The 24,970-nt window shown below is 66.0% G+C and carries 26 protein-coding genes; 16 read left to right on the plus strand and 10 right to left on the minus strand.

The window, feature by feature from the left end; all coding sequences use genetic code 11:
• The first annotated feature begins 79 nt into the window (after positions 1-79).
• The 3 genes from N539_RS15090 to N539_RS17560 all read left to right on the plus strand — a co-directional run bounded on the left by N539_RS15090 (position 80) and on the right by N539_RS17560 (position 3,816).
• Positions 80-874 carry an outer membrane protein gene (locus N539_RS15090; protein ID WP_156029719.1) on the plus strand — a complete coding sequence of 265 codons (795 nt, stop codon included), beginning with the start codon at positions 80-82 and terminating at the stop codon, positions 872-874.
• 266 nt (positions 875-1,140) lie between these two features.
• Positions 1,141-1,524: a response regulator transcription factor gene (locus N539_RS15095; RefSeq protein WP_156029720.1), complete on the plus strand. Its 384-nt coding sequence runs from the start codon at positions 1,141-1,143 to the stop codon at positions 1,522-1,524.
• Positions 1,525-1,620: 96 nt separating this feature from the next.
• Entirely contained in the window at positions 1,621-3,816 is a 2,196-nt protein-coding gene (locus N539_RS17560) for a response regulator (RefSeq protein ID WP_197018319.1), read from the plus strand.
• Here the strand turns inward: N539_RS17560 and N539_RS15105 are convergent.
• Both N539_RS15105 and N539_RS0102765 read right to left on the minus strand, forming a co-directional pair.
• The gene (locus N539_RS15105) at positions 3,813-5,018 is read right to left on the minus strand and encodes a serine hydrolase domain-containing protein (protein ID WP_037551750.1); all 1,206 of its coding nucleotides are present in this window, start codon (positions 5,016-5,018) and stop codon (positions 3,813-3,815) included. The genes N539_RS17560 and N539_RS15105 overlap by 4 nt on opposite strands.
• A gap of 10 nt (positions 5,019-5,028) precedes the next feature.
• Positions 5,029-5,646 (minus strand): trimeric intracellular cation channel family protein, encoded by a 618-nt coding sequence (locus N539_RS0102765; RefSeq protein ID WP_051531216.1) that lies wholly within the window; start codon positions 5,644-5,646, stop codon positions 5,029-5,031.
• Positions 5,647-5,732: 86 nt separating this feature from the next.
• Here N539_RS0102765 and N539_RS0102770 point away from each other — a divergent pair, with 86 nt between their 5' ends.
• Entirely contained in the window at positions 5,733-7,508 is a 1,776-nt protein-coding gene (locus tag N539_RS0102770) for a PHA/PHB synthase family protein (protein WP_028969026.1), read from the plus strand.
• A gap of 35 nt (positions 7,509-7,543) precedes the next feature.
• Here the strand turns inward: N539_RS0102770 and N539_RS0102775 are convergent, their stop codons facing one another.
• Entirely contained in the window at positions 7,544-7,765 is a 222-nt protein-coding gene (locus N539_RS0102775) for a hypothetical protein (protein ID WP_028969027.1), read from the minus strand.
• Between the two features lie 15 nt (positions 7,766-7,780).
• Positions 7,781-8,713, minus strand: coding sequence for an EamA family transporter RarD (rarD, locus tag N539_RS0102780; RefSeq protein ID WP_051531218.1), 933 nt, complete (start codon positions 8,711-8,713; stop codon positions 7,781-7,783).
• 106 nt (positions 8,714-8,819) lie between these two features.
• On the opposite strand from rarD, the gene N539_RS18090 reads away from it, so the two are divergent.
• The 7 genes from N539_RS18090 to N539_RS0102815 all read left to right on the plus strand — a co-directional run bounded on the left by N539_RS18090 (position 8,820) and on the right by N539_RS0102815 (position 13,290).
• Positions 8,820-9,515, plus strand: a complete 696-nt coding sequence (locus N539_RS18090) for a DUF4893 domain-containing protein (RefSeq protein ID WP_197018320.1) — start codon at positions 8,820-8,822, stop codon at positions 9,513-9,515.
• Entirely contained in the window at positions 9,512-9,883 is a 372-nt protein-coding gene (locus N539_RS0102790) for a ribose-phosphate pyrophosphokinase (RefSeq protein ID WP_081774143.1), read from the plus strand. The genes N539_RS18090 and N539_RS0102790 overlap by 4 nt, the downstream gene beginning before the upstream one ends.
• A 107-nt stretch (positions 9,884-9,990) precedes the next feature.
• Positions 9,991-11,109 carry an RluA family pseudouridine synthase gene (locus N539_RS0102795; protein ID WP_028969030.1) on the plus strand — a complete coding sequence of 373 codons (1,119 nt, stop codon included), beginning with the start codon at positions 9,991-9,993 and terminating at the stop codon, positions 11,107-11,109.
• On the plus strand, positions 11,109-11,717 hold the full coding sequence (locus N539_RS15115) for an FMN-binding negative transcriptional regulator (RefSeq protein ID WP_051531223.1): 609 nt from the start codon (positions 11,109-11,111) through the stop codon (positions 11,715-11,717). The genes N539_RS0102795 and N539_RS15115 overlap by 1 nt, the downstream gene beginning before the upstream one ends.
• Positions 11,707-12,375, plus strand: a complete 669-nt coding sequence (locus N539_RS0102805; RefSeq protein WP_028969031.1) for an HAD-IA family hydrolase — start codon at positions 11,707-11,709, stop codon at positions 12,373-12,375. The genes N539_RS15115 and N539_RS0102805 overlap by 11 nt, the downstream gene beginning before the upstream one ends.
• On the plus strand, positions 12,368-12,598 hold the full coding sequence (locus N539_RS0102810) for a hypothetical protein (RefSeq protein ID WP_028969032.1): 231 nt from the start codon (positions 12,368-12,370) through the stop codon (positions 12,596-12,598). Before N539_RS0102805 ends, N539_RS0102810 begins: the two co-directional genes overlap by 8 nt.
• Entirely contained in the window at positions 12,595-13,290 is a 696-nt protein-coding gene (locus N539_RS0102815) for an ATP12 family chaperone protein (protein WP_028969033.1), read from the plus strand. The genes N539_RS0102810 and N539_RS0102815 overlap by 4 nt, the downstream gene beginning before the upstream one ends.
• Here the strand turns inward: N539_RS0102815 and gmk are convergent.
• Complete coding sequence (gene gmk / locus N539_RS0102820; protein WP_028969034.1) at positions 13,287-13,943, minus strand: guanylate kinase; 657 nt, start codon at positions 13,941-13,943, stop codon at positions 13,287-13,289. The genes N539_RS0102815 and gmk overlap by 4 nt on opposite strands.
• A gap of 126 nt (positions 13,944-14,069) precedes the next feature.
• On the opposite strand from gmk, the gene phaP reads away from it, so the two are divergent.
• The 3 genes from phaP (at position 14,070) to murA (ending at position 16,623) form a co-directional block, all read left to right on the plus strand.
• On the plus strand, positions 14,070-14,807 hold the full coding sequence (phaP, locus tag N539_RS17565; RefSeq protein WP_197018321.1) for a phasin family protein: 738 nt from the start codon (positions 14,070-14,072) through the stop codon (positions 14,805-14,807).
• Positions 14,808-14,961: 154 nt separating this feature from the next.
• Complete coding sequence (clpS, locus tag N539_RS0102830; protein WP_197018329.1) at positions 14,962-15,294, plus strand: ATP-dependent Clp protease adapter ClpS; 333 nt, start codon at positions 14,962-14,964, stop codon at positions 15,292-15,294.
• A 45-nt stretch (positions 15,295-15,339) separates the two neighbouring features.
• Positions 15,340-16,623 carry a UDP-N-acetylglucosamine 1-carboxyvinyltransferase gene (murA, locus tag N539_RS0102835; RefSeq protein WP_028969036.1) on the plus strand — a complete coding sequence of 428 codons (1,284 nt, stop codon included), beginning with the start codon at positions 15,340-15,342 and terminating at the stop codon, positions 16,621-16,623.
• Here the strand turns inward: murA and N539_RS17570 are convergent.
• The 4 genes from N539_RS17570 to N539_RS0102855 are packed head-to-tail and all read right to left on the minus strand — an operon-like array spanning position 16,620 to position 23,309.
• Positions 16,620-17,429, minus strand: coding sequence for a GNAT family N-acetyltransferase (locus N539_RS17570; protein WP_051531226.1), 810 nt, complete (start codon positions 17,427-17,429; stop codon positions 16,620-16,622). The two genes, murA and N539_RS17570, sit on opposite strands and share 4 nt — an antisense overlap.
• Positions 17,426-18,691, minus strand: coding sequence for a DUF445 domain-containing protein (locus N539_RS0102845; protein WP_028969038.1), 1,266 nt, complete (start codon positions 18,689-18,691; stop codon positions 17,426-17,428). The genes N539_RS17570 and N539_RS0102845 overlap by 4 nt, the downstream gene beginning before the upstream one ends.
• 31 nt (positions 18,692-18,722) lie before the next feature.
• Positions 18,723-22,112 (minus strand): efflux RND transporter permease subunit, encoded by a 3,390-nt coding sequence (locus N539_RS0102850; protein WP_028969039.1) that lies wholly within the window; start codon positions 22,110-22,112, stop codon positions 18,723-18,725.
• 24 nt (positions 22,113-22,136) lie between these two features.
• Positions 22,137-23,309, minus strand: coding sequence for an efflux RND transporter periplasmic adaptor subunit (locus N539_RS0102855; protein ID WP_028969040.1), 1,173 nt, complete (start codon positions 23,307-23,309; stop codon positions 22,137-22,139).
• Positions 23,310-23,526: 217 nt separating this feature from the next.
• On the opposite strand from N539_RS0102855, the gene N539_RS0102860 reads away from it, so the two are divergent.
• Positions 23,527-23,787 carry a GlsB/YeaQ/YmgE family stress response membrane protein gene (locus N539_RS0102860; protein WP_028969041.1) on the plus strand — a complete coding sequence of 87 codons (261 nt, stop codon included), beginning with the start codon at positions 23,527-23,529 and terminating at the stop codon, positions 23,785-23,787.
• 86 nt (positions 23,788-23,873) lie between these two features.
• Positions 23,874-24,596 (plus strand): SIMPL domain-containing protein, encoded by a 723-nt coding sequence (locus tag N539_RS0102865; RefSeq protein WP_028969042.1) that lies wholly within the window; start codon positions 23,874-23,876, stop codon positions 24,594-24,596.
• Between the two features lie 63 nt (positions 24,597-24,659).
• On the opposite strand, the gene N539_RS0102870 is transcribed toward N539_RS0102865, so the two are convergent.
• Positions 24,660-24,911, minus strand: a complete 252-nt coding sequence (locus tag N539_RS0102870) for a GlsB/YeaQ/YmgE family stress response membrane protein (protein WP_028969043.1) — start codon at positions 24,909-24,911, stop codon at positions 24,660-24,662.
• Positions 24,912-24,970 lie beyond the last annotated feature (59 nt).

A 24,970-nucleotide genomic window follows, 5' to 3' on the forward strand; every position in this document is an offset into this window, starting at 1 on the left:
GTCGCGCGCTCGACTCTAAGTTTACTCTCGGTTAAAATGCTGCAGCGCCGTGAAAAAGGCGCAGCAACAGGGGCAATCAATGATGAAATATCTGCTCGCAGGCGCGGCGCTGGCCGCGATCGCCGTGCCGACCGCGGCACGGGACAATAGCGCTTATTTCGGCCTCGAAATCGGCGGAATGAAAGCACGGGATTCGCACGTCGACCTCGACTCGACGGGCGCGCGGGTGCTCGACATCAACCACAAGCTCGGCGCCGACGGCGATCTCATCATGGGCTACGACTTCGGCATGTTCCGCGCCGAATTCGAAGGCGCGCACAAATGGGCCAAGCACGACAGCTATGATCGTCCGACCGGTGCCGAGACTCCGGTACACGGCCACACCAGCAATTATTCGACGATGATCAACGCCATGGTCGATCTCGGCAACAACGAGTCCTTCAATTTCTACGCGGGTGCCGGCGCGGGTCTCGCCTGGGTCAACCAAAAGGCGCGGATCGGCACCACCACGGTGGTCGATATCAAGGACAATGAGCAGTTCGCCTGGCAAGGCATCGCGGGTGTTCGCGCGCCGGTGTTCCGCTACTTCGACGTCGGCCTGAAATATCGCTATTTCAACGCGGGCCACCTCAAGGATAACGGGCTCCGCAGCAGCTTCCGGTCGCACAGCCTGCTGGCCAGCCTGATCTACAACTTCGCGGCCGAGGAAGCGCCGCCGCCGCCGCCGCCACCCCCGCCACCGCCGCCGCCGCCTCCGCCGCCTCCAGCGACGCAGACGTGCCCGGACGGATCGGTGATCCTGGCGACGGACGCCTGCCCGGCGCCACCGCCGCCGCCGCCACCGCCGCCACCAACGCCGGAACGCGGCTACTAAACAGCGGCCGAATCAAGAGCGCGGCGGAGGGAGGCCTCCGCCGCGCTTTCGTTTTGGTGCGTAAATTTCTTCGGCAGTTGCGCGAAACTCAGCTCAGCCGCCCCCTTGGCGATCGGCCCGTTCGAACGGACCGATCTGCGTTCATTTTGGGCCAGTTTCTCCCGGCTCTCCAATAGGTTTTCCGGTAAAACGAAATTTAACGGAGCGGTCTGGCGGTTGCGTCGCGTCGTCGAGTTTTCTCCCGCCGCAGAGCATGTGGAGTTTCGGTGGCCCAAGCGATGGTTCATCTGGTCGACGACGATGCAGGCGTGCGCGGAACGCTCGCGCGGCTGGTCGCGTCCGGAGGCTATGGCGTGACGGTCTATGCGTCGGGCCGCGAGCTGCTCGACGCGGCGGATGCGCTCGACGGCGGATATATCCTCCTCGATGTCGACATGCCCGGGGCTGACGGTTTCGCGGTCCATCGCGCCCTGACCGAGCGGTCGATCAAGGTCCCGGTGGTGCTGATGACCGGCTCCGGCGACCTCACCGTGCTGGCGCTCAAGGCCGGGGTCGCCGATTTCCTTCAAAAGCCGTTCGGGCGGGCCGAGCTCCTCTCGGTACTGGATCATTTGGCGGTACCCTGCGGCGCCGAGGCATCGTTGGGGTGAGCCGCGCACAGCGCCTTGCCGGAAGCGCCGAGCGCAATGTTTGAGAGCGGACGGACAGGCCTCAGATCGCCATCGCTGGCTCGCCAGAAGCTGCTGTTGTGGACCGCCTTCCTCGTCATCATCCTGGTCAGCGCGCTGGCCTTCTTCAGCATCCAGCAGCTAATCGCCGCCAGCACGCGCGTCGAACGCAGCCAATTGCTGCTGATCGAGATCAACCATTTCCTGTCCGACCTCAAGGACGTCGAAACCGGCGGCCGCGGCTATGCATTGAGCGGCGGCGACCGCCGCCACCTCGAGCGGCAGGAGCAGGGGATCGCCGCAACCCGGGCGACCGTCGGACGGCTGCGCAAGCTGGCCGAGGACCCGGACCTCCGGCGCTCGCTGGAGGCGTTGTTCCGTCTCGCGGAGCAACGCATTGCCTCCTCGCGAACGCTGGTTACCGAGCGGGCGGACCTCGCCAAAACGCGCCGCAACCTGCTCGACGGGATGATCCTGATGGATCGCATCCGCGCGCAGGAATCGGTCATTTTTTCGGTCCAGCAACGCGAATATCAGGACGAGCGGAAGCTGCTCCTGCGGCGGGCCGGCGAGACCAGCCTGGCCCTCGCCGGAGGCGTCGCGTTGTGTCTCGCGGTCATCGCCTGGCTGTTCGCGCTCCGCGGCGGCGAGGTCGAGCGGCGCCGCCGGCTCGAGGAGGAGCTGCGCGCGCTCAATCTCGAGCTCGAGGACCGGGTCCAGGAGCGGACCTCCCAGGTCAAGCGCGCGAGCACGCTGCTTAATGCCGTGGTCGAGAACCTGCCCGACATGGTGTTGCTGAAGGAGCCGAGCGGGGGCAGCTTCCGCTATCTGTTAGTCAACGCCGCGGGGGAAAAGCTCCTCGGACGCGACCGCAGCGAAATCATCGGCCGCACCGAACGCGACCTGTTCCCGGCCGAAGAAGCCGCCCTCGTCGTGGAAACCAACAAGGCGGTCGCCGAAGCCGGGCAGCCGCGCACCTTCACCGACCGCAAGCTGACCACCGCGGCCGGGGTGCGAATGGTCGAGACACGGGTGGTTCCGATCGCGAGCGGATCGGGCGGACCGGGCCTGATCCTGGCGTTGATTCGCGACGTCACCGATCGCAAGGCACGCGAGGAACAGCTCCGTCAGCTGCAGCGGATGGATGCGATCGGCCGATTGACCGGCGGCGTCGCACACGATTTCAACAATCTGCTCGCAATCATCCACGGCAATTCCGAGCTGCTCCGGAACCAGCTCGACGACGGGTCGGCGGGCGCGGACATGGCCGACGACGTGATCGATGCCTCCGAGCGCGGCGCGGAGCTCGTTCGAAGGCTGCTCGCGTTCGCGCGGATGCAGCATCTCGAACCCGAGGCGGTCGACCTCAACGCTCGTCTGCCGAGCATCCTCGGCCTCCTGCAACGGTCGCTGGGTGAAGCGGTCAACGTCAAGGTCAAAGCCGCCGGGGACTTGTGGCCGGCAACGGTCGATCCGACCCAGGTCGACGACGCCATCGTCAACCTGGCGATCAACGCCCGCGACGCCATGCCGAGCGGCGGCATCCTGACCATCGAGACGCAGAACATCACCCTCGACGAGGATTATGCGGCGCATCATGTCGAGGTGGTGCCGGGCGATTATGTGATGCTGGCGGTCAGCGACACGGGCACCGGGATGCCGCCGGACGTCGCCGCGCGAGCGTTCGAGCCCTTCTTCACCACCAAGCAGGAAGGGCAGGGCACGGGCCTCGGCCTCAGCCAGGTATTCGGCTGGGTCAAGCAGTCGCGCGGTCACATCAAGATCTACAGCGAGCTTGGCCACGGAACCACGATCAAGCTCTATCTGCCGCGGGCCGCGACCAAGTCCGCGGATCAGTCGCCGCGGGCCGAAGCGGTTACGCCACGCGGCGACGAGACGGTGCTGGTGGTGGAAGACAATCCGAAGGTGCGAAAGACCGTCATCCGCCAGTTGGGAGATCTCGGCTACCAGACGGCCGAAGCCGACAGCGGCGCGGCGGCGCTGCGACTGGTCAGGGGCGGGATCAAGTTCGACCTGCTGCTGACCGACGTCATCATGCCCGGCGGAATGACCGGCTATCAGCTCGCCGACGAGCTTCGCCAGAGCCGGCCCGATCTCAAGGTGCTGTTCACTTCGGGCTACACCGAGCTCGCCGCGCAGAACGAGCATCTGACGGGCAAGGATTCGCTGCTCAGCAAGCCTTATCGCAAGCAGGATCTGGGGCGGGCGATCCGCGCCGCGCTCGACGACCCGCGCATGACGAACGCCGACTAGCGATCGAGCAAAGCGTAGGTGCGGCGGAAGGCGCGGGCTTCGGCGGCGGTGAACGAACTGCGGTCGTCGCGCGCCGCGTGCTCGGGGACGCCGGTCACGAAATAAGCGATGCCGCGGCCGCGTGAGCGGTCGAGCCATAGCCCGGCCTTGAGGCCGTAAGCGTCGCCGGCGTGGCCGACCAGGATCGCGCCATTCGTTCCCATGTCGTCGCCGCAACCGGGCACGCGCGTCGGGATTTGCTGGGTGGCGCGCCCGTAGCTGCAGTAGAAGCCATGCTCGGTTGCGCCGTTGACGCCGTCGGAGCGCCAGACCTGTGTGAACAGCGTATCCACCGATTGCGGTGAGAGGATGCGGACGCCGTCGATCGTGCCGCCGGCAAGAAACATCTCGCCGACGCGCGCGAGCCCGCTCATCGAGATGCGAAGGCCGCCTTGCGGCGCGAACAGGCCGCCGTTCTCGCCGAGCTTCCAGCGCAAGAGATCGCAGGGCTCGCCGTCGGCGACCAGCACCGGGCAAGCCGGGCGCGCGCCGTGAAGATCGTCCTTCAGCGGCTTGCCGTCCGGCCCGTCGAGCTCGACCGCGCGGGCGAGCGCCGCGTCGCTGCACGTCGGCCAGTTGAAGCAGGCGTCGAGCTTCATCGGCTCGAGCACGTTGCGGTGCATCCAGAGGTCGAAGCGCTCCCCCGTCGCTCGCTCGACGATCGAGGCGACGATCGGGAAGTTCATGTTGCCGTAGGTGAAGTAGCCGTCGCCGGGCCCCTGCCTGAGGTCCCACGAGCGCGGGTCCGCCATGGTCGCCTGGACCGTCTGGCCGAGCGGGATCGCATATTGGTCGTCATGATCACGCACCGAGCTGGTGTGCGACAGCAGCATGGTCAGGGTGATCGGGCGGTCGGGGAAGCCCGGATTGCGCAGCGGCCAGCCGAGGTAGGTGGAAACATCGGCGCTGAGGTCGAGCTTGCCCGCCTCGACCAGCCGCATGATGCCGATCGCGGTGACTAGCTTGCTGATCGAAGCGACGCGCACCGGGTCGTCGACGGTGACCAGGCGGCCGGTCGATGGATCGGCGACGCCGTCGGCGAAGCTCGCGATCTCGCCGTCGCGGTCGAACCCGATGCCGACCTCAGCCCGCGGCGGTGGCTCGCGCGGCACGGTCGCGCAGGCGGCGAGCACAAGCATCGGAAGCGTGACCCAGGCCCGCATAAGCGCCAGCTTAATCGCGGTAGGCGGGCAAAGACCAGCCGCGCGAGATGGCAAGTGCCCGCACGGCGAACGCTGCGGGGATCGCAATGGCAGCCGCGAGCCAGGCGGCGACGCCGAGAAGGCTGAGGCCGACGAACAATCCCGCTGCGAGCGCGGCGGCGGTGACGTAAAGTTCCGGCCGCATGAGGATCGACGGCTCGCCCGCGAGCACGTCGCGGATGATGCCGCCGACGCAGGCGGTGAGCACGCCCATCGCGAACGCCGGAACGGGCGCGACGCCGAAGCTGAGCGCCTTGGCCGAGCCGTAGGTCGCGTAAGCGGCGAGCCCGGCGGCGTCGAACCAGAGAAGCGCCCTTCCGGCAAAGCGGCGGCGGCTGGTGAGCCAGACGATTAGCGCCGCGGCGATGCAGATCAGGAGCGTCGCGTTGGAATGCACCCAGAACACCGGGGCGCCGATGAGCAGGTCGCGCAAGGTCCCGCCGCCGACGCCCGTCGCGACCGCGAAGAAGATGAAGGTCACCAGTGTCTGCCGCTTTTCGGCGGCAAGCAGCGCGCCGGAAATCGCGAACACCGCAATCCCGAAATAGTCGAGAATGACGAAGACGCCGGGTATCGCGGAGTTGGGCACACGTTGTCATTGCGAGGACCGAAGCGACGAAGCAATCCAGTTTCGCTTCGCTCGCAATGACGGCGTCAGGAGCCTACATGGCGCGAATGGCGGAAGAGACGAACACGGCCGGCGCGGCGATGCCGACGCTCGAAGAGTGGCAGCATTGGACCTTGGTGATGGGGCGCGCGCAGCAGATGCTGATGGAATTCTGGGCCGACAGTTTGAAGAAGGACCAGCCGTTTCCGAGCTGGTCGCCACCGGCCTTCGGTTTCGGCGGCGACAGCGCCAGCAGCGATCCGATGGCGCTGATGACGGCGGGCGCGCAGGCGTGGGCCAAGGGCCTGGAGACCTGGGGCAAGATGCTCGGCGGGGTGACTGCGGCACCCACGGGCGATGAGAAGGAGCGCAAGGACCGCCGCTTCGCCGCGCCCGAATGGCGCGAGAACCCGATCTTCGACACCATCCGCCAGACCTATTTGCGGGTCTCCGACCAGCTGCTCGGGACCGTCGACGAGATCGAGAATATCGATCCCGAGATGCGCGAGAAATTGCGCTTCGCGACGCGCAGCTTTGTCGATGCGATGAGCCCGTCGAACTTCGCGCTCACCAATCCGCAAGTGCTCAAGAAGACGCTCGAATCGCGCGGCGAGAATTTGCTGAAGGGCCTCGCCAACATGCTCAAGGACATCGCGTCCGGACAGCTGACGCAGACCAAGGCGGGCGCCTTCGAGGTTGGCCGCAACCTCGCCACCACGCCGGGCAAGGTCGTCAAGCAGACGCCGCTCTACCAGCTGATCCAGTACACGCCGACCACCGATGACGTGCTCAAGACTCCGGTGGTGATCTTCCCGCCGTGGATCAACCGCTTCTACATCCTCGACCTCACGCCCGAGAAAAGCTTCGTCAAATGGTGCGTCGACCAGGGCATTTCGCTGTTCATGGTCAGCTGGAAATCGGCCGACGAGAGCATCGCCGACACCGGGCTCGACGATTATGTGCTGAACGGCCAGGTCGATGCGATCGAGACGATCCGCGATGCGCTCGGCGTCGAGAGCGTTCACGCCATCGGCTATTGCGTGGCGGGGACGACGCTGGCGGCGACGCTGGCCTACCTCCACGCCAGGGGCGAAGCGGACAAGGTCAAGTCGGCGACCTTCTTCACCGCGCAGGTGGATTTCAGCGAGGCGGGCGACTTGAAGCTGTTCACCGGTCCCGAGACCATGGGTCTGCTCGACGAGCTGACCAAGGAGAAAGGCTATCTCGACGGCCGCTACATGGCCGCGACCTTCAACCTGCTGCGCGGGCGCGACCTCATCTGGAGCTATGTGGTCAACAATTATTTGATGGGCGACGAGCCGGCGCCGTTCGACCTGCTTCACTGGAACAGCGACACCACCAACCTGCCGGCCGGATGGCACCGCGACTATCTCGACACGCTCTACAAGGGCAACAAGCTGGCGGCGAAGGGTGAGCTTAAGGTCCGCGGGACGCCGATCGACATCGATGCCGTCATGACGCCGACCTATGTCCAGGCTGGGCGCGAAGACCATATCGCGCCCCCGCAGAGCGTGTGGAAGATCATGAACCATTTCGCCGGCTCGAAACGGTTCGTGCTGGCGGGCTCGGGGCATATTGCGGGCGTGGTGAACCCCCCGGCAGCGCAGAAGTACCAATATTGGACCAATGCGAAGCCGGCCGCGACGCTGGGGGCGTTCGTCGAAGAGGCCGAGGAACATAAGGGAAGCTGGTGGCCCGACTGGCTCGACTGGCTGAAGTCGGTCGACCAAGCGACGGTGAAGGCGGACGGCGCGCGTATTCCCGGTAAGGGCAAGCTCAAGGCGATCGAGGACGCACCTGGCAGCTATGTCAAAGCGCGGTGAAGCGGCCAGAAGAGCTCAGGATGTCGCGCTAATCGTCACAAGATTCCGCCGCCGAGCATGAGGCGGACGACGCCGATGACGATCACCAGCAGATTGAGATTACGGCCGGCGGTGCCGCGCGAGATTACTCCGACCGCCGCGCCGATCACCGCCAGCGGGATGATCAGCCAGTTGGCCCAGCCAAGCAGCGGGATGAAGGCGATCACGGCGAAAACCAGCGCGACCAGGCCGATGATCAAGGAGACGAGATTGAACATGGGTTCAGCCTAGCATCATTCGGGGGGCTGGGGCAGCCGAGGCTTGCGCACCAGTTCGGTCACGTAAAGCGCGAGCGCGGTCCAGATCGCGGCGAAGGCGATCGCGTGGGCGCGGGTGAACGGTTCGCCGTAGAGCAGGACGGCGATCAGGAACTGAAGCGTGGGAGCGATGAACTGGAGCATGCCGAGCGTCGAATATGCGAGCTTGCGCGCCGCGGCGGTGAACAGCAGCAACGGCGTGGTCGAGACGATCCCGGCGAGCAGCAATAGCCCGGCATCGAAGCGGCCCGAGCCGAACGTCGGCGCGCCGGCCGCCGTCCGCCACGTGAGCAACCCTAGCGCGAGCGGGAACAACAAAGCGGTCTCGATGCCGAGGCCGGTCATGGCATCGGCGCGAACGACCTTGCGCAGCAAGCCGTAGAGCGCGAAGCTGACGCACAAGCTAAGGCTGATCCACAGCTGGCCGAGCGATCCTGCGGCGAGCACGCAAATGCCCGCCCCGGCGATCGCCACCGCCAGCCATTGGTTTCGGCTGAGCTGCTCCTTGAGCACGAACCGGCCGAGCAGGACATTGGCCAGCGGATTGAGATAATAGCCGAAGCTGGCCGCGAGGATGTGCCCGCTGACGACGGCGTAGGTGTAGAGGAGCCAGTTGCCGCCGATCAGCGCCGCCGTCAGGGCAAGTATTCCGAGAGTCTTGGGTTCGGCGAGGGCGGCGCGCACTTTGGGCCAGCCTCTGCCGATCGCGATCAGGACTCCGAGGAACGGCAGGGACCACAGCACCCGGTGAGCGACAATGTCGAGCGGTGAGACGTCGGCGACCGCTTTGAAATAAAGGGGCAGGACGCCCCACAGCAAATAGGCGCCGAGGCCGAGCAGGAAGCCGCGGCTGGAGCCGGGGTGGTCCGATCCGTCCGGCCCGTTTTTGACTCGGCTTGCGGCGTTCATCTTCGGCGCGCCTAGCGGCGGTAAGCGCGATGTGAAAGCTTATGTTCAACCTGACGTTGGTTGAATCGAATCGGCCCGGCTGTCAGGGTTGCATCAAGGGGGATTCGTGCAGGCCGAGCGACGAAACGAGGCGAAGTGGGCGCGATCCTGTGCTTTGGCGGCGCTCGTCCTCATCGCGGGCTGCACGACCAAGCCAAAGGGGCCGCCCGGAACCACGCCGTCAGTGGTGGTTGGAGCACCGCTCAAATCGGATGCGTGGAAGGGCGTGGCGACCGCCGCCGATGAGGACCGCATCGCCCGGCTCGGGCTTGCCTGGCAGGAAGCGCTGGCCGACGTTCGAAAGACCAACCCCGTAGACCTTCGCCGGGAGGGCCGGCTGCTGATGCCGCGGGCGAGCCTGCCGCGGCCCGCCCCCACGCCCGGAAGCTACAATTGCCGGCTGATCAAGCTCGGCAAGGCGACGGCCAAGTCGAAGCCGTACGAAAGCTTCAAACCGTTCTTCTGCTATGTCGAGGTCGAGGACGATCTGCTGACGATCGTCAAGCAGACCGGCAGCCAGCGCCCGGCTGGACGCCTGTGGGAGGACGACGACGGCAATCGGCTCATCTTCCTCGGCAGCCTGGCGCTCGGCGATGCGCAGACGCTGGTGGCCTATGGGGACGACCCAAAGCGCGACATGGCCGGCGTGCTCGAACGCATCGCGCCGTTCAAATGGCGGCTGGTGATCCCGTGGCCGCAAAGCACGTCAAAGCTCGACGTGTTCGAACTGACTCCGGTGGATTTCACCCAGCAGCCCCAATGAGCGAAGCCGGGTTGCTCGCGGACCCGCGCGAAGTCCGCGCGATCCTCGTCGCAAGCGCCAAGGCCGGCGAGGCGATCAGCTATTCCGAGACGCTCGCCCTGCTCGGCCACCACTTCAGCCGGCCGAAGATGCGCGCGCTGTGCAAGGTGCTCAGCTACGTCGACGACGAAGCGGCCGAGCTCGGCGAGCCCGAGCTTGCCGTGCTGGTCGTGCGGCAATCGGACGGCTTGCCGGGGCAGGGCTGGTGGGTCGGCGGCGCCAAGAAGCATGGCTTCACCGGCGAGTGGGAAGGGCCGAAGGCGACGAGACTGATCCGCAAGCTGCAGCGCCAGGCGTTCGATTATTGGGAAGAGAACCCTCCCCCTTGATGGGGGAGGGCAGGGAGGGGGTGACGGTGGAGCTGCCGCGCTCTTCCGGAGGCATCACCCCACCCCAACCCCTCCCCATCAAGGGGAGGGGCTGTTAGGGGCACCCTATGGCCGACGCCCGCACCTTCACCGTATCCGAGGACGACGACGGCATCCGGCTCGACCGCTGGTTCAAGCGCCATATGCCGGACGTCAGCTTCAATATCGTGTCGCGCTGGGCGCGCACGGGGCAGCTTCGGGTCAATGGGACGCGGGCGGTGCCGGGCGACCGGATCGAGGCGGGCCAGGAAATCCGCTGTCCTCCGACCGAAGCGGCAGCCGCCCGGCCGGCGCGAGCGACGCCCGGGCGCAAGCCGTTGACCGAAGACGAAGCGCAATTCGTCCGCGAGATGGTCATTTACGAGGATCCGCAGGCGTTCGTGCTCAACAAGCCGCCCGGCCTGGCGACGCAAGGCGGGACCAAGACGACGCAGCATCTCGACCGCCTGCTCGATGGGCTGGCCGACGAGCGCGGCCGGCCAAAGCTGGTCCACCGCCTCGACAAGGACACCTCGGGCGCATTGCTCGTCGCGCGAACGGCGCGCGCTGCGGGACATTTCGCTAAGGCCTTCTCGGGCCGCACCGCGCGCAAGGTCTATTGGGCCATCGTCGTCGGCGTGCCGGACGCCGATGAAGGAACGATCGACGCGCCGCTGGCCAAGCAGCCCGGAACCGGCGGCGAGAAAATGCACATCAGCGAGGAGCATGGCCTTCCCGCCAAGACGCGCTGGCGAACCATCGACCGCGCCGGGAATCGCGCCGCCTGGGTCGAGCTTCAGCCGCTGACCGGCCGCACCCACCAGCTGCGCGCGCATATGGCGGCGATCGGCCATCCCATCGTCGGCGATGCAAAGTATGGTGGGCCGGAGGCGTTCCTGACCGGCGGGATCAGCCGCAAGCTTCACCTTCATGCGCGCCGCATCCACATCGACGCGCCCGACGGCGGCGCCATCGATGTGAGCGCCGAGCTCCCGCCGCATTTCGCCGAGTCCCTGACGATGCTCGGCTTCAGCCCGATGGCGGGGGATTCCATGCCCCTCGATCAGAAAGCGCCGCCGTCGCGCGAGGCCAAGCAACGCAGGGTCGCCGCGGCGGCCAAGTCGCGCCGGCGCGAGCGAAGGGGCGAGCGGCGGTCACGGGGCAGCACGCAGGCGCGGGGCAGTGCCAAGCCACGGGGCAAGCGCTGATGCACCCGAATGCCGCTTTTCACTGGGAAGATCAGCGGGCGATGCTCGATTTTGTCGGCAGGCAGTCGTTCGCGCATATCTTCACCGCATCGGAGGCCGGGCTGTTCGTCGTCCACGCGCCGGTGCTCGTCCGGGAGGGGCGGGTCTGGTTTCATGTCGCGAGGCGCAACCGGATCGCTGAGCGTGTCGACGGCCACCGGGCCCTGATCAGCGTCACTGGCCGCGACTCCTATCACAGCGCGAACTGGTACGCGTCGGCAAACCAAGTGCCGACCTGGCATTACGAAGCGGTCGAGATCGAGGGTCCGGCGCGCCGATTGTCCGACGAGGAGCTGGTCGAGCTGCTCGATCGCCTCAGCGAGGAGATGGAGGGCCGCCATTCGCCTGAGATGCCGTGGACCCGCGGCAAAATGGAGCCAGGCAGGTTCGAAGCCATGACGAGGGCGATCGTCGGCTTCGAAGTCGAGCCGAGCGCCATCCGCGGCACGCGAAAATTCAACCAGCACAAGACCGGCGAAGACCTGGCCGCGACGATCGAGGGCCAACGCCTCGCCGGCCGCGAGGACATCGTCACCGCAATCGAAGAGCTGGTGCCGCGTGGCAAATAGGCTCGCGGTGTTCGATTGCGACGGGACCTTGGTCGACAGCGGAGCGACGATCTACGCCGCGCTCAAGGAGACATTCCGGCAGCGCGAGCTTGCAGTCCCGACACCGCAGATCGCGCGCCGCGTAATCGGGCTCAGCCTGATCGAAGCAATGGCGGAACTGCTGCCGGCAATGAGTCCGGCTGATCACAGCGATCTCGCCGAGGAGTACAAGCGCAATTTCATGGCGCTGCGTGCCGCCGGCCAGGTCGAGGAGCCGTTGTTCAAGGGCGTGATCGAGCTGCTCGACGCGCTCGAGGATGACGGCTGGCTGCTCGCCGTCGCGACCGGCAAGTCCGATCGCGGCCTCAAGCATTGCCTCGACCTCCACGGGATCCACGCCCGCTTCGTCTCGCTTCAGACCGCCGACCGCCATCCGTCCAAACCGCATCCCTCGATGGTCGAGCAGGCCATGGCCGATGCCGGAGCGGCGCCCGCGACGACCTTCGTCGTCGGCGACACCAGCTTCGACATGGCGATGGCCGCCGCGGCGGGGGCGCTGCCGATTGGCGCGGCGTGGGGTTATCACGAGCCGCATGAGCTGTTGGAAGCGGGCGCCATGGCGGTCGCCGAGCATCCGCTCGACGTGCTCGATCTCATTCGGGAGCATGCCCATGGATGACGATACGAAGGCGCGGAACCGGCTTCTGCTCGCGACTCTTGTCCGGGTTGGCGGCCTCGCCATCTTCTTCCTCGGAATCGCGATCATTTACACCAACCTGGTCCGCCCCGGCGGATGGCCGCAGCTTGGCGCGATCGTCGCCATCTTGGGCGTGATCGACGCGATGGTCGCGCCGCGCCTGCTGAAGCGCGCCTGGGACGAACAGGACCGCGAGGGGCAGTGAAGCGGTTCTGGAAGGAGGTTTCGGTCGAGCCGGACGGCGAGGGCTGGGGCGTCCGGCTGGACGGACGGCCTTTGCGCACGCCGGCGCGGGCGCCGCTGGTGGTCCCTGGTCGCACGCTCGCGCAGGCGATCACGGACGAGTGGGATGCGTCGGGTGAAAAGGTAGATCCGCGGACGATGCCGCTGACGGGCCTCGCCAATGCCGCGATCGACCGCGTCGCGCCGGACAGGCAAAAGTTTGCGGACCGGCTCGCCCGCTACGCCGAGGCGGACCTCGCTTGCTATCGTGCCGACAATCCCACGGAGCTGGTGGTGCGGCAGGCGGAAAACTGGGACGCTTTGCTGAGCTGGGGTCGGCGTCGCTTCGACGTGGATTTCGCGACGACCACCGGCGTAACCCATGTCCAGCAACCGCAAGCTACGATCGAGCGCTTGGGTCATGAGGTGGCCGCGCTCGATCCGTTCCAATTGGCCGGCCTGTCGCCGCTGGTGACGATCGGCGGGTCCCTGGTCGCGGCGCTTGCCGTGCTCGAGAAAGCCGTGACCCCGGAGGCGGCGTGGGACGCGGTCAGCCTCGATGACCGCTGGCAGCTCGAGCGATGGGGCAGCGACGCGGAGGCGCAGGCAGCGCTGGATAATCGACGGAGGGATTTCCTCGGGGCGACGCGGTTCCTGGACTTGCTCGGAGGTTAGTGCTCGGGGCCGATGAGGCCGCGGACGAACGGGACCAGGTTGGTCTGTCGGACTCGCTTCGAACGCTCGGACGCGATGATCGCCCGAACCTTGTCGAGGCACTCATCCATCTCGTCGTTAATGAGCACATATTCATATTCGGCCCAATGGCTGATCTCGTCCGCCGCACGACGCATGCGGTCCGCGATGACTTCGCCCGAATCGGTGCCTCGGGCGCGCAGCCGATGCTCGAGCTCGCTCATCGACGGGGGCAGCAGGAAGATGGTGACGAGATGCTCGCCAAAGTCCGGTTCGAGCTGGCGCGCGCCCTGCCAATCGATGTCGAACAGAATGTCGCGGCCTTCGCGCAATGCGTCCTTGACCGGCGATTTGGGGGTCCCGTAACGATAACCGAAGACGTTGGCCCATTCGACGAATTCACCGTCGCGGATCATCTGGTCGAATACCTCGTCGTCGACGAAGTGGTAGTCTTTCCCTTCATGCTCGCCCGGACGCATCGGGCGAGTGGTCGCCGAAACCGACATGGCGATCTCGTCATCAGCATCGAGCAGCATGCGCGAAATGGTGGTCTTGCCCGCTCCCGACGGAGACGACAGGACGATCAGCAGGCCGCGCCGCCGGCGGGTGGTCGCATCGCTTGGCGAGAGGTCCATGACCGTTCTTGCTTCGGGTGAGCCGTGGCCGTCAAGCGGCGGAATGGTGCGGTGCACAAGATTCCTCTTGAAATGCTGCGGCGCAATGCATATTGTGCACTGCAACAAATTTGGAGGAATGATTTCATGGCAGACGAAACCACAGTCGAGGCCCGGGCGGCCGTCGACGCGCCGGCGAAGGTCATCGAGGCCGTTGCCGACACCGTCGCGACGATCGCCAAGGACAGTGCCAAGACTGCGAAGCGCGTTCGGGCCGCCACCTCGCGTCAGGTGAAGCGCGAAGCGGCTGTCGTGGAAGCTGCCAAGAAGACCACCGCGCGGCGCGCGAAGACCGTTCGCCGCAAGACCCGTACCGCCACTCGCAAAACCAGCGCCGTGGCCCAGAAAAGGATCAAGACCGTGACCAAGACCAATACGTATTTCCCCGGCTTCGACGCCGTTCCCGCGTTCGCTCCGTTCCAGTCGATCTTCGCCGACGCCGGCGAGCGTGGCCAGGACCTCGCCAAGAAGACCCAGAAGGTGACCGGAGAGCTCGCCGATCTCGCCCGCGCCAACGTCGAGGCGATCGTCGAGGCCGGCCGCGTCGCGACCGAAGGTGCCCGTTCGATCGGCCAGGACGTCGTTGCCAAGCAGCGCAACAGCTACGAGCAGGCCGCGGACGCGATCCGTTCGCTCGCCGAGGCGAAGTCGCCGACCGAATATCTGCAGCTGCAGAGCGAGTTCGCCCGCACCTCGTTCGACCGTGCGGTCGCCGAGACGTCGAAGCTGACCGAATCGCTGGTCAAGCTCGCCGGTGAGGCGTTCCAGCCGCTTTCGAACCGCGCCACGGCCAATGCCGAGCGCTTCAACACCCTCGTTGCCTGACGCTCTCCCCTCCTAAAGTCAGGTAACGGACTGGCGGTCGCTCCCGATAACGGAGCGGCCGCCATTTTTTTGCGTTATTGATGCAAATTGCCGCCTTGCCGCGATTTCGCGGACTGCCATATTTCAGGATGTGATGATTGATCGTTGGACGATGATGGCCGCCGGGCCGGGGGACGGCGACGGGATCGAGGAAATCGAGACCGGCGTCGCCACGCGCACGCGCCCCCGGACCAAGAAGCCGTCCAACTATAAAGTGCTGATGCTCAACGACGATTACACGCCGATGGAGTTCGTCGTGCTGGTGCTGCAGCGCTTTTTCTCGATGGGTATCGAGGATGCGACGCGGGTCATGCTCCAGGTCCACCAGCAGGGCGTGGCGGTGTGCGGGGTGTTCACCTACGAGGTCGCCGAGACCAAGGTCACGCAAGTGATCGACTTCGCCCGCGAGAACCAGCACCCGCTGCAATGCACGCTGGAGAAGGCCTGAGGGCTCTCGCTTGTAACGCTGCCGTCACGCGCTAAAGCGCGGGCCGTGGACAGCATCTGGATCCAGGGCGGGGCCAAGCTCAACGGCGAGATTCCCATCAGCGGCGCCAAGAATGCTGCGCTGACGCTCATGCCTTGCGCGCTTCTGACCGAAGAGAAGCTGACGCTGACCAACCTTCCGCGCCTGGCCGACGTCGACACCTTCAGTCACCTGCTTAACCAGCTCGGCGTCTCGACCTCGGTCGCCGGGGTCAAGAAGGGCGAGATCGGGCGGCGGATGACGCTGCAGGCGGAAGAGATCGTCTCGACCACCGCTCCCTATGACATGGTCCGCAAGATGCGCGCATCGGTGCTCGTGCTCGGGCCGATGCTCGCGCGCATGGGCGAGGCGATCGTCTCGTTGCCGGGCGGCTGCGCGATCGGCGACCGCCCTATCGACCTGCACCTGAAGGCGCTCGAGTGCATGGGCGCGGAGATCGAGATCGCCGCCGGCTATGTGAAGGCGAGCGCACCCAAGGGCCGGCTCAGCGGCGGGGACTTCAGCTTCCCGGTGGTGTCGGTGGGTGCGACTGAGAATGCGCTGATGGCGGGAGTTTTAGCCAAGGGGCGGTCGCAATTGTTCAATGCCGCCCGCGAGCCCGAGATCGTCGACCTCAGCAATCTGCTCGTGGCGATGGGAGCGAAGATCGCCGGGATCGGCTCGGGGCACCTGATCATCGACGGCGTCGAAGGGCTCGGCGGCACCACCTATGAAGTGATGCCCGACCGCATCGAGGCCGGCAGCTACGCCTGTGCGGCGGGTATGACCGGCGGCTCGATCAACCTGATCGGCGCCCGGCCCGACGACATGCAGGCGACGCTGAACGCGCTCGCCCAGGCTGGGCTGATGATCGAGTTCCACAATCGCGGGATCAAGGTCAGCGCCAACGGCAAGCTGAAACCGCTGGCGCTGTCGACTTCGCCCTTTCCGGGCTTTGCGACGGACATGCAGGCGCAGTTCATGGCCATGCTTGCGCTCGCCGAAGGCGACAGCTTCCTCGAGGAGACGATCTTCGAGAATCGCTACATGCACGTGCCCGAGCTCAGGCGCATGGGGGCCGAGGTCGACATCCACGGCCGCTCGGCGATCGTGAAGGGCGTCGACGGGCTGACCGGGGCCAACGTCATGGCCACCGACCTGCGCGCGTCGATGAGCCTGGTGCTTGCCGGTCTCGCAGCCGAAGGCGAGACCGAGGTGCTGCGCGTCTATCACCTCGACCGCGGCTACGAACGACTCGAGGAAAAACTGTCCGCCGTCGGCGCGACGATCGAGCGGCGGAGTACGGGTTAGAGTTTCTTCATGAAGCGCATGCTGGTGCGCTCGTAACCCATGTGGCGGTAGAAAGCGTGGGCCTTGGCGAGGCGGTCGTTGCTGGTCACCTCGACCATGCCGCAGCCCAGCGCCTTCAAATGTTGCTCGGCGGCTTCCGTCAGCATTCGGCCGATGCCTTGGCCCCGCGCGCCTTCGGCGACGACGAGGATGGTGATGCGGCCGACCGGCTGGTCGCGGTGGATCGTCACCATGCGGTGGATGCCGACGAGGCCGACGATTTGCTTGTCGAGCGTGGCGACGATCGGCGCGAGCTTGTCCCTGGCAAGCTGGTTGATGCGCTTGCGGACGCCCTTGGCGTCGGTTTCGTGGCCGAGCAGCTCCATCAGCGGCACCAGGGCTCTCGCGTCGTCGGCTCTGGCGTCGCGCAATTTGAGCTTGGGCTTCGGCGGTGGAGGTGCCGGCGCGGGCTCACGCCGCCCCTTTTGTCGGGCCGGCTCGGGCGGGGGCCGGGGCCGTAGCTCGGGCTCGGGCTCGGTGTCGTTAGCGGCGGCGCGAACCTTCCGCGGTTTCTTGCGCGGCATCACCGCGACGTCGAGCGAGGCGCCCCAGTCCTTGGCGCCGAGGTTGCGCAAATAATGCTCGACGTCCTCGGGCTTCGCGGTCGGGCCGTTGTCGTCCATCCCGAACACCGCCTTGCCGCGGGGGTCGGTCAGGCCGACCTTGCCGAAGCGGCGCTTGCCCGGCGTCCGCACCCGTGAGCGGACGAGCTTCAACCCCCGGTTCCGGGCGGTCTCGGCAAGGGCATCGAGCTCGGGGTCGCTCACAATTTGTCCACCACATTCAGCACCAGCCCGACCATGCCGCCGACCAGCGTTCCGTTGATGCGGATATATTGAAGGTCACGGCCGACGGCAGCCTCCAGCCGGTTGGTGACGGTGCGCGCGTCCCAGCTGCGGACCGTTTCCGACACCAGTTTCACGATCGAGCTGCCGTAGCTCGCCGCCAGCCCGACGGTGGCGCGGCGCGCGAACTGGTTGATGGCGGCGCGGATGCGCGTGTCGCTTTCGAGCGTCGAGCCCATCGACTTCATGACTTCGCCAAGCTTGCCGGCGAGAACCGCGTCGGGATTGCGCGCTGCCTTGATGATGGCCTCGCGGCCCTTCTGCCACAGGGTGTCGAGCCAGAGGCTGACCGACTTGTTGTCGAGCAGCTGCTCCTTGATCGCTTCGACCCGCTCGCGCGTCTCGGGGCGCGTCTGGAGGTCGTTGGCGAGCTGTGCCAACGCCTCCTCGATCTTCTGGCGGACCGGGTGCGCGGGATCGGTCGACATCTCGACCGTGAGCTTCTTGAGGCCGTCGATGATCGCATCGGCGAGCTTGGCGTCGAGCCCGGCCAGCTTCAGCACCCAATTGGCTTTCTTGTGGACCATCTCGCGGATGAGCTGCTCGTTGGCGTCGAGCGCCCGTGCCATCCAGCGGATGGTCGCCTCGAGCATCGGCACGTGGCGGTCCTCGTTGATCGCCGAGGCGAGGGCGTGACCGAGCAGCGGCGACAGCTCCATCTTTCGCAGCCGCGACGCGATTGCGCCTTTGACGATCCCGCCAAGGCGCTCGTCATCGAGGCCTTCGAAAATGTCGGCGATCAGCCGCGACGCGCCGGCACGGATGCGATTCCCTTCGCCTGCCGGTGTCTGCAGGAAGCGGCCGGCGGCGCCGGCAAGGTCGATATTGCGCATCCGCCGCGCGACGACGGCAGGAATCAGGAAATTTTCTTTGAGGAAATTCGCCAACGCTTCCCCGATTCGGTCCTTGTTGCGGGGAATGATCGCGGTGTGCGGGATCGGCAGGCCGAGCGGATGGCGGAACAGCGCCGTCACCGCGAACCAGTCGGCGAGGCCGCCGACCATCGCCGCCTCGGCGAACGCCTTGACGTAGCTAAGCCACGGGAATTGATGCTCGAATGCTCGTGAAATGAAGAACACCGCGGCCATGACGACGAGGAGGCCAGTGGCGACGACCTTCATTCCCTGCGCGCCCGGCTGGACAGGGTTGAAGCGAGCGAGCGCGCCGTTGCTTACACGAACCATGGCAGCTCAATAGCCGAGCCGCGGCTCGGGTTCACTCCGCCGGAATGGGCACGCCGGTTGCGTGTGCGTCTTCGCCGATGACGCGGTGGAAGAAGCGCCCAAGCCTCGCCTCGATCGAGATGGCGATCGAGAAGTAAGCGGGGACCAGCACCAGCGTCAGGATCGTCGAGAAAATGAGGCCGCCGATCACCGTAATGCCCATCGGCGCGCGCCAGCTATTGTCGCCGCTGATCGAGATTGCGGTCGGAAGCATGCCCGCGACCATCGCCACCGTGGTCATCACGATTGGCTGGGCGCGCTTGTGGCCGGCTTCCCAGATCGCCTCGTTCTTCTTCATCCCGTGGTTCATCATCTCCACCGCGAAATCGACGAGCAAGATCGAGTTCTTGGCGACGATGCCGAACAGCATCAGGATGCCGATCAGCACGAACAGCGAGATCGGCTGCCCCGCGATGTGCAGCGCGACCGCGGCTCCGAGCGGTGCGAGCAGGAGCGAGCCCATGTTCACGAACGGCGCGAGGAAGCGGCGGTAAAGCAGCACCAGCACCGCGAACACCAGCAACACGCCGGAAATCAGGGCGATGGCGAAGTTGAACAGCAGCTCGGCCTGCCACTTCTGGTTGCCGAGGTTCATCTTCTGAACGCCCAGCGGCAGGTTCTTCAACGCCGGGAGCTGGTCGACCTTGGCGGTCACGTCGCCCTCGACGACGCCGGGCGCGAGATCGGCACCGACCGACAGGCGCCGGAGCTGGTTCGAGCGGTTGATCGCCGTCGGGCCTGCACCGAAGCCGATGTCGGCAACCGCTTTGAGCGGCACCGAGCCTCCCGATGAGGTGGGAACCGGAAGATTCTGCAGGGTCTCGATGTCGCGGCGGGAGTTTTCGGACAGTGACACGGTGATCGGCACCTGGCGGTCCGCCAGCGAGAATTTCGCGCTGTTCTGCTCGATGTCGCCCAGCGTCGCGATGCGGATCGTCTGGCTCAGCGCGGCCGTCGTCACGCCGAGGTCGGCGGCGAGGTCGAAGTGCGGCTTGATCGTGATTTCGGGCTGGGCGAGGTTGCTGCCGACGCGCGGCGCGCGAAGGCCTGGGACCGCTTCCATTTCCTTGACGATCTTGTTGGCGACCGTCGTCAACTGGGCGGGGTTGTCGCCGCCGAGGAAGATCATGACGTCGCGCTGCTCGGGATCGGGCCCGCCGCCATTCTGACTCTCGAAGCTGACGCGCGCGTCGGGGATCGCCGCGAGGGTCGGCGAAAGCTGCCGCTGCCACTCGGTGCTCGTCATCGGCCGACTTTTCTTGAGGACGATGCTGACCCGGCCGTTGCCGACGTTGACGCGCTCGAACACGCGCTCGACGTTGGAATCGCGGTGGATCAGGGCGGCGACGCGATCGACGACGACCTCGGTCTGCTTGAGCGTGCTGCCCGGCGCCAGGGTGATGTTGACCCGCGCGAAGTCGTCGTTTTCCGGCGGAAAGAACGATTGGGGCAGGGTGCCGAACAGCGCGATGCTGACGAGGAGGGTCAGGACGCCCGCGCCGACCATGACCAGGCGGTGATCCTGCATCCGCGCCTTCCACCGCGCCGCCATGGTGCCGTGCCAGCGAGCGAACCCGCCGCCGGCAACGATCTGAGTGAGGCCGACGATCAGCTTGGCAGCCCCATAGGCGACCGCCGCACCAACCACGAAGGCGATGGCGAAGCCGACCGCGCCGGGGAGGCCGATCATGCCGAGACCCTTGGTCGCGCCCATGGTGGCGCCCCCGAACACGGCAACGACCGGAAGCAGCAGCAGGAAGCCGAGCGCGTAATAGGTGAACCTGAACGCCGGTTTCGGGAGGCGCGCGAGCAATGCGTTCGCCTTGGACGTGTCGAGGCTCCAGTTCAGGACCTTCAGATAGACATCCATCCACTTCCACGCGGCGTGCGGCTGAATGCCGTGGGAGCGCAGGAAGTAAGCGGCGATCAGCGGCGTGATCATCCGCGCGACGAACAGGCTCATCATGACCGAGAGGACGACGGTGAAGCCGAACGCCTTGAAATACTGGCCAGCGATGCCGGGCATCAGCGCGACGGGCAAGAAGACCGCGACGATGGCCATGGTCGTGGCAAGCACCGCGAGGCCGATCTCGTCCGCCGCATCGAGCGAGGCCTGATAGGCCGATTTGCCCATACGCATGTGGCGGACGATATTCTCAATTTCGACGATCGCGTCGTCGACCAGGACGCCGGCGACGAGGCCCATCGCCATCGTCGACATGAAGTTCATGGTGATGCCCAACATGCTCATGAATGCGAAGGCCGGGATCGCGGAGAGCGGGATCGCCAGCGCGGAGATGGCGGTGGCGCGGATGTCGCGGAGGAAGAGCAAGACCACGAGAACCGCGAGGACGGCCCCTTCGACGAGGCCTTCCATCGCCGAGGTATACTGCGCCTTGGTATAGTCGATGCGGTTGACGATTTCGGTGAATCCAACGCTCGGATTCTCTTTCTCGAGCTTCTTCAACTCGGCCATGCCCGCGGCATAGTCGGAGACCGCGGAGGTGCCCTTGGCGCGCTGGACATAGAAGGTCACGACCTGGTGGCCGTTCATCTTGGTGATCGTGCGCTGCTCGGAGTTGCTGTCCTTGACCTCGCCGAGATCCGCCAGCTTCACGAACCGGCCGCCCGGAAGCGAGATCTGCGTCTGCGACAATTGATAGGCGTCCGGCGCATTGCCGATGATCCGAACCGACTGCTCGGAGCCGGCGATTTCCGCCCGGCCGCCAGCGCCGTTGAGGTTGCTCTGGCGCAGCTGCTGATTGACCTGCGCAGCGGTGATTCCCTGCGCCTGCAGCATGGCCGGATCGAGGATGACGCGGATGGTGCGGTCGACGCCGCCGCCACGTTCGACCGCGGCGATGCCCGCGACCCCGAGCAGCCGTTTGGCGACCGTATTGTCGATGTACCAGCTGAGCTGTTCGAGGGTCATGTCGGTGGTCTGGGCCGACATGACCATGATCGGCTCATCCTCGGCGTCGACCCGAACCACCTGCGGCTCGAGGATGCCTTCGGGGAGGTTGCCGCGGATCTGGGCGATGGCGTTGCGGACGTCGTTGACCGCTCGGTCGGTCGGCGTGCCAAGCTCGAAGCTGACGAACGTCTGGCTGTTGCCCTCGGTGATGGTGCTGTTGATCTCGTCGACGCCGTTCAGGCCCCGGATCGCAGATTCGACGCGCTGCGTGACCTGCGTCTCCATCTCGTTGGGCGCCGCGCCGGGCTGCGAGACCGAGACGATCGCGGCCGGGAAGTCGATGTCCGGCGCGTTGTTCACCTGCATCCGGCTGAAGGCGACCAGTCCGGCGAGCATCAGCCCGACGAACAGCACGATCGGAAAGACCGGGTTGCGAATGCACCAGGATGAAATGTTGCGGAAATTCATGTGCCTATGCTTCCTGGCGCTTGATTACGCCGCCTGACGCTTCGGGCTCACCTTCTGCCCCGGGTTGAGGAACGGACCGGCCGACAGCACGACCGCTTCGTTACCGGAAATCCCGCTGGCGATGGTGACGCCGGTGTCGTTGACCGTGCCGATCTTGATGTCGCGCCGTTCGACTTGGTTTCTGGCGTTGATGATGTAGACGTAATTGCCGCGATCATCGCTGAGGACGGCGCTTTGCGGCAGCATCGGCGCAGTCGTCGTGCCGGCGGTGATCTTGGCCTCGGCGAAGCCGCCCGGACGCATCGACGGATCGTAGGGAACCGCGATGCGGACGTCGCCGAGCCGCGATTCCGGATCGATCACCGGAGCCACCTGCCACACCTGGCCGGAGAGGGTCCGTCCGGAGCCGACCGGAGTCACGCTCGCCGGAATCCCGACATGAACCAGCGCGAGATCCTGCTGTGCAAGCTGGGCGCGCATTTCCATCTGCCCGCCTTCGGCGAGACGGAACAAAGCGGGCGAGCCGGCGCCGACGACCTGGCCGACCTCGACGCTGCGCGCGAGGATGAGCCCGCTCGCCGGCGCAACGACGTTGAGCCGGCCGATTTCGGCGCGCATGCTGCTGAGTTGCGCCTGCGCCACCCGCACCTGGGCATAAGCGGCGTCGCGCGTCGCCTTCTTCGAATCGATTTCCGCCTTGGACACGAAGCCGCGACCCTGAAGGGCGACGGCCCGCTCATAATTCGATTGGGCGAGCGCGGCATTGGCGCGCGCGGAATCGACCTGGGCAGCCATTTGCGCGAATTGCTGGGCCTGCACGGAGCGGTCGATGACGGCGAGGACCTGGCCCGCGTGGACCCAGGTTCCGGCATCGACCAGGACCCGGATGACGCGCCCGCCCGAGCCGGCGATGCCAATCGGCTGATCGCGCTTGGCGGCGAGCGGCCCGCTGGCGCTGATAGTCCGCGCCATCTGGCTGCTGCCGGGCACGATGATCGTCACCGTCGGGACCTGGCCGGCGCCGGCCGAGGCCGCCGCCTGCTGCCTTTGCGCGGCGTTGCGGGTCATGACGAGCGCGGTGATCCCGACAATGAGGGCGAGCAGGACCGCCGCCGCGATGATCAGCAGGCGGCGCTGGCGCGCGCGGTCGACCACCACCAGAGTGTCGGAATTATAGATCGAGGTCTCGCGGTTCATCATCCCTGCCCAATTTCGCGAATCTAGTGTTGGCGTATGGCCACTGTATTACGCCAATAAGTCACCTAGCGCAACCGACAGTCGACGCAAGACTGTCCGGCGCGCGACATTGCCACCGCTTTTCGACTAACGACGGCACTCGAGTCGCAAGCGCGCGTTGGCGCATGCGGACGAGTGAACCGCCCTTGTCGAAACTGTCGCAAGAAGGGGAAGCGCGATGGAACATTATGGAATTCTCGCCTGGATCGTCATTGGCCTGGTGGCCGGGGGTATTGCCAAGCTGCTGATGCCCGGACGGGACCCCGGCGGCTGCATCATCACCATCCTGCTCGGCATCGCCGGCGCCCTCCTCGCCGGCTGGGTCGGCCATGCGGTCGGTTGGTATGGTGAAAACGAAGGGGCCGGGTTCCTTGCCGCGATCGTCGGTGCCTTCCTCATCTTGCTCATCTATCGCCTGATCGTTCGCAACCGCGCCTGAATGAACAGCCTTACCGCCATTCAGCAATGAGCCATGGCCGGGCGGCAACCGTTCCCGCCATGGAACGACTACCAGGGAAGCGAACGATGAAGCATGCACTTCTTGCCGCGCTGGCGATCGGCGCAGCCGGCCTGTCGGCGGCCGCGGTCGCCCAACAGGCGCCGTCAATCACCCAGACGATCGCCGGCACCCGCCTGGACATCAACGCGACCGGCGAAGTGAGCAGGGTCCCCGACCTCGCGATCATCTCCGCCGGCGTGGTCACCCGTTCGGCGAGCGCGAGCGGAGCGATCCAGCAGGCGGCGACGCGCATGGCCCGGGTCCGTGAGGCGCTGCGCCAGGCTGGGATCGCCGATCGCGATATCCAGACCAGCAACATCAGCCTCAATCCCGAATACACCTACGTCAACAACCAGCCGCCCAAGCTCAACGGCTATAGTGCGACGAATCAGCTCAGCGTTCGCTTTCGCGACATCGCCATCACGGGCAAGATCCTCGACGCGCTGGTCGCTCAGGGAGCGAACCAGATCAGCGGACCGAACCTGACGATCGACAAGCCTGAGGCTGCGCTCGACGAAGCTCGCGCCAAGGCGGTTGCTGCCGGCCGGGCGCGAGCCGACCTTTACGCGCGCTCGCTCGGCCTGCGGGTCGTTCGGGTCGTCTCCGTGAGCGAAAGCGGCGGCTACGCGCCGCCGCCGCCGATGCCGATGTATGTTCGGGCGGAAGCGGCGCAGGCCGCCGATACCAAGATCGACGCCGGCGAGCAGAAGCTGCAGGTCAGCCTGGCGATTACGTTCGAGCTGCAGTGAAATGAAAAGGCCGCGCAGCAGTGCCGCGCGGCCTTCCGTCTTTTCGCGCTGAAGTTCCCGCCTCTAGCGGACCGTCCCCCGGCGAACGAGATTGACGATCGCGAGCAGGATCACCGCCCCGAGAAGTGCGTAAAGGAAACTCTCGATGGTTATCCCTGCTGTCATGTTTACGTGGAACAGGAACCCGGCGATGACGGCGCCGATGATGCCGACCACGATGTTGAGGATGATGCCCTGTTGAGCGTCGGTTCTCATGATCAAGCTCGCAAGCCAGCCGCAAACGCCGCCGACGATCAGCAAGATAATAATTCCCATATTTTCCCTCCTGTTTTTCCGGCCGCCCGTCGGGATGAGGCGGCCATTCCGGCGTCACA

The sequence above is a fragment of the Sphingomonas sp. URHD0057 genome (assembly GCF_000620665.1).
In the GTDB taxonomy this organism is placed as follows: domain Bacteria; phylum Pseudomonadota; class Alphaproteobacteria; order Sphingomonadales; family Sphingomonadaceae; genus Sphingomicrobium.

Coding starts and splice junctions, on each gene's coding strand:
- N539_RS15090 (WP_156029719.1), top strand. CDS start 80: ATGATGAAATATCTGCTCGCAGGCGCGGCGCTGGCCGCGATCGCCGTG.
- N539_RS0102870 (WP_028969043.1), bottom strand. CDS start 24,911: ATGGGAATTATTATCTTGCTGATCGTCGGCGGCGTTTGCGGCTGGCTT.
- N539_RS0102810 (WP_028969032.1), top strand. CDS start 12,368: ATGGATGACGATACGAAGGCGCGGAACCGGCTTCTGCTCGCGACTCTT.
- N539_RS0102860 (WP_028969041.1), top strand. CDS start 23,527: ATGGAACATTATGGAATTCTCGCCTGGATCGTCATTGGCCTGGTGGCC.
- N539_RS0102770 (WP_028969026.1), top strand. CDS start 5,733: ATGGCGGAAGAGACGAACACGGCCGGCGCGGCGATGCCGACGCTCGAA.
- gmk (WP_028969034.1), bottom strand. CDS start 13,943: ATGGACCTCTCGCCAAGCGATGCGACCACCCGCCGGCGGCGCGGCCTG.
- N539_RS0102795 (WP_028969030.1), top strand. CDS start 9,991: ATGGCCGACGCCCGCACCTTCACCGTATCCGAGGACGACGACGGCATC.
- N539_RS0102865 (WP_028969042.1), top strand. CDS start 23,874: ATGAAGCATGCACTTCTTGCCGCGCTGGCGATCGGCGCAGCCGGCCTG.
- N539_RS0102850 (WP_028969039.1), bottom strand. CDS start 22,112: ATGAATTTCCGCAACATTTCATCCTGGTGCATTCGCAACCCGGTCTTT.
- clpS (WP_197018329.1), top strand. CDS start 14,962: ATGGCCGCCGGGCCGGGGGACGGCGACGGGATCGAGGAAATCGAGACC.
- rarD (WP_051531218.1), bottom strand. CDS start 8,713: ATGAACGCCGCAAGCCGAGTCAAAAACGGGCCGGACGGATCGGACCAC.
- N539_RS0102790 (WP_081774143.1), top strand. CDS start 9,512: ATGAGCGAAGCCGGGTTGCTCGCGGACCCGCGCGAAGTCCGCGCGATC.
- N539_RS0102775 (WP_028969027.1), bottom strand. CDS start 7,765: ATGTTCAATCTCGTCTCCTTGATCATCGGCCTGGTCGCGCTGGTTTTC.
- N539_RS15105 (WP_037551750.1), bottom strand. CDS start 5,018: ATGCGGGCCTGGGTCACGCTTCCGATGCTTGTGCTCGCCGCCTGCGCG.
- phaP (WP_197018321.1), top strand. CDS start 14,070: ATGGCAGACGAAACCACAGTCGAGGCCCGGGCGGCCGTCGACGCGCCG.
- N539_RS0102855 (WP_028969040.1), bottom strand. CDS start 23,309: ATGAACCGCGAGACCTCGATCTATAATTCCGACACTCTGGTGGTGGTC.
- N539_RS0102845 (WP_028969038.1), bottom strand. CDS start 18,691: ATGGTTCGTGTAAGCAACGGCGCGCTCGCTCGCTTCAACCCTGTCCAG.
- N539_RS15115 (WP_051531223.1), top strand. CDS start 11,109: ATGCACCCGAATGCCGCTTTTCACTGGGAAGATCAGCGGGCGATGCTC.